Raw genomic sequence first — 3,294 nt, forward strand, 5'->3', positions numbered from 1 at the left:
GGGCCGTGGAAGAGGCCCTGGCCGAGATCGCCCGGCGGCTGAACCCCGTGTGGGCCGGAACCGCGCAGCGGCCGGAGCTGACCGCCTGGGCGCTGGCCTGGTTCCAGCACCACACGAACTGGCTGCTGGTGTACGACAACGTCGAGGACCCGGCGCTCCTCGCACCGTTCCTGGGCAGCCTCACCGGCGGGCACCACCTGGTCACCACCCGGCTCGCCGACGACTGGGACGCGGTCGGCGTCGACTCCGGCGACGCGCTGCTCGCACTCGACGTCCTCCCGCAGGAGCAGGCGGCCGAGCTGCTGTGGTCCTGGGTCTCCGAGTGGGACGGGTCCGACGAGTCGCGCTGGGAGGTCGGGCAGCTGGCCCGGGAGCTCGGCGGCCTCCCGCTCGCCCTGGACCAGGCGGGCGCCTACCTGCGCCGGACCCGCACCACGGTCGCCGCCTACCGCGGCCGGCTCGGGCTCCAGCTGTCCAGGACCCCGGCGGGCCGGGACCCGCAGCGCACCGTCGCCAGGGTCTGGCAGGTCACCCTGGCGGCGGTCGCCGAGGACGACCCGGTCGCGGTCGACCTCCTGCACGCCCTGGCCTGGCTGGACGCCGACGGCTGCCCGCGCGACCTGGTGGACCGGCTGGCCCCGGACGAGATCGCGGCCGACGACGCGCTCGGCGTCCTGCACGCCTACAGCATGATCGGCTACGCCTGGCGCGACGTCCGGGTGCACCGGCTGGTCCAGGGCGTGCTGCGCGCCGACGCCCTCGCCCGGCGCCCGGCGGGGGCCGCTCCCCGGGGCCGGTACGAGGCCGAGCAGGCCCTGCTGCGGACCGTGCGTCCGGCCGGGCCCGACCAGGACCCCGACGCCGCCGAATTGGCCCGCCTGGTCGGCCAGATCCGTGCCCTGGCCGCGACCGACCCGCGGGACAGCTGCGACTCGGCGGTGTTCAACCTCTACGCCGGCGCCGCCCTGCACCTGGAGGCCGGGGGGCAGACCACCCGGACGCTGCCGCTGTACGAGGCGTACGAGGCCCAGATCCGGCACGGGCTCGGGCCCGAGCACCCGCTCGCGCTGGTGGCCCGCTCCGCGGTCGCCCGGGTCCACCTCGCGACCGGCCGGCCCGACCGGAGCATCGGGATCCTCGGCCCGCTCCTGGAGCAGAGCCTGCGGGTCCACGGCCCCGGGCACCTCACCACCCTCAACATCCGCAGCAGCCTCGCCTCCACCCACCAGGCCCGCGGCAGCGTCCAGCAGGCGGTCGAGGAGTACGAGAAGGCCGCCGACGACAGCCGGGTCGCCCTCGGCCCGGACCACCTCAGGACCCTCACCCTGCTGAGCGACCTGGCGGGCGCCCACGCGGCCCTCGGCCGGTTCGACCGGGCCATCGGGATCTACGAGGACCTGCTCCGCAGGGACCTCGCCGACACCAGACCCGACGACCTGCCGGGGCCCATGGTCGGGCTCAACGGCCTACGGCTGCGCAACAACCTCGCCGGGGCGTACGAGACCGTCGGCCGCTACCGGCAGGCGATCGCCCTCTACCAGGAGGTGCTGGCCGACTTCGAGGAACTCGTCGGCTCCGAACACCCCGACACCCTCAGCTGTCTGAGCAACCTCGGGTACGCCCACCACGCGGCCGGCGACCTGGAACGGGCCAGGGAGATCTACCAGGACGTCCTGACCCGGCGTGCCGACGCCCTGGGCGAGGAGCACCCCGACACCCTGCTCAGCCGGAGCAACCTCGCCCACCTCTGCCTGACGAGCGGTGACATCGCGACCGGGTTCGACCTCTGCCGCACGACGCTGGCCCAGCGCACCGGGGTGCTCGGCCCGGAACATCCCGAAACCCTGGTCAGCCTCTCCATGCTGGCCTCCGCCCACGACGCGGCCGGCGAGCCGGAACGGGCGCTCCCCCTGTTCGAGGAGGCCCTCCGCCTGCGCCGCGAGGTCCTCGGCCCGGACCACCCGGACACGCTGCGCAGCGCCGGGAACCTCGCGGTCGCCTACCACGGGCGGGGCGAGTCCGCCCGGGCCGTCCCGCTGTTCGAGACCGTGCTGGCCGAACAGGAGCGGCTGCTCGGCCCGGAGAGCCGCGACACCGTGCTCACCCGCAACAACCTCGGGGTGGCCTGCCGGGGCGCGGGCGACCTGGAACGGGCACGGTCGCTGCTCACCACCGTGCTGGAGCAGCGCACCCAGCTGCTGGGCCCGGACCACCCGGACACCCTCGGCAGCCGGGCCGCCCTGGCCCGGGTGCACGAGGCGGCGGGCGACGTCACCGGGGCCGTCGAGGGGTACCGGGCCGCCCTCGCCGGACTGACCGAGGCGGTCGGGACGGACCACCCCGTCTCCGTCGTGGTGGCGGGCCTGCTGGCCGAAGCGCTGCGCACGCGCGACGATCCCCGTCCGCGGCAGTAGCCCGGCGGGTCGGTAGCCCGGCGGGTCCACGCGTGGTGCCGGGACGGGACGGGACGGCTCTCCTACCATCGGGGCGACAGCGGATCCCCGGGACGGGTTGGCCCCATGACCGACGGCACCACCGGGATCGACCGGTCGAAGCCGAGCATCGCCCGCGTGTACGACTACCTGCTCGGCGGCACGGACAACTACGCCGTCGACCGCGAGGTCGGCGACTTCTTCCTCCACGAGCTGCCCGGTTCGGTGGCCATTCCGTTCGCCAACCGCCGGGCCCTGGTCCGCGCGGTGGGCGCCATGGCCGGCGACGGCGTCCGACAGTTCGTCGACCTGGGCAGCGGCCTGCCCACGGCCGAGAACGTGCACCAGGTGGCCCGGCGGCACCGCGCCGACGCCCGCGTCGTCTACGTCGACAACGATCCGACCGTGCTCGCCCACGGCCGGGCGCTGCTGGCCGCCGACCCCCGCACCACGCTGGTCGGGGCGGACCTGCTGGAGCCGGAGGGGATCCTCGGCGACCCCGACGTACGGCGCCTGATCGACTTCGACGAACCGGTGGGCGTCGTCTTCAGCGCCGTCCTGCACCACCTGGAGGATTCCGAGCGGCCCGCCGCTCTCGTGCGCTGGTGGGCGGAGCGGGTGCCCCCGGGCAGCCTGGTCTACATCTCCCACTTCCGCTCCGGCGGGAACGAGGAGACCAGGCGCATGGAGCGCAAGCTCCAGGAGAGCTTCGGCCGCGGCCGCTGGCGCACCGACGGGGAGATCCTCGCCCTGTTCGGCGACCTCGACCTGCTCTTCCTCCTCACCGTGCCCGACCGTTCGCTCGGCCGGTTGGGACGTCCTGTGCGGACTCGGGGATGACGGATGATCAGCTCTCCTCCAT

The 3,294-nt window shown here is 74.8% G+C and carries 2 protein-coding genes; both read left to right on the forward strand.

Going from position 1 to position 3,294, the window contains the following annotated elements:
* Positions 1-2,414: tetratricopeptide repeat protein (locus ACIQOV_RS33925; protein ID WP_401054628.1), on the forward strand; the 2,414-nt coding region annotated here is incomplete at its 5' end.
* 105 nt (positions 2,415-2,519) lie between these two features.
* On the forward strand, positions 2,520-3,272 hold the full coding sequence (locus tag ACIQOV_RS33930) for an SAM-dependent methyltransferase (RefSeq protein WP_401054630.1): 753 nt from the start codon (positions 2,520-2,522) through the stop codon (positions 3,270-3,272).
* Positions 3,273-3,294 lie beyond the last annotated feature (22 nt).

Source organism: Kitasatospora sp. NPDC091257, from assembly GCF_044757675.1.
Lineage (GTDB): Bacteria > Actinomycetota > Actinomycetes > Streptomycetales > Streptomycetaceae > Kitasatospora > Kitasatospora lactacystinica.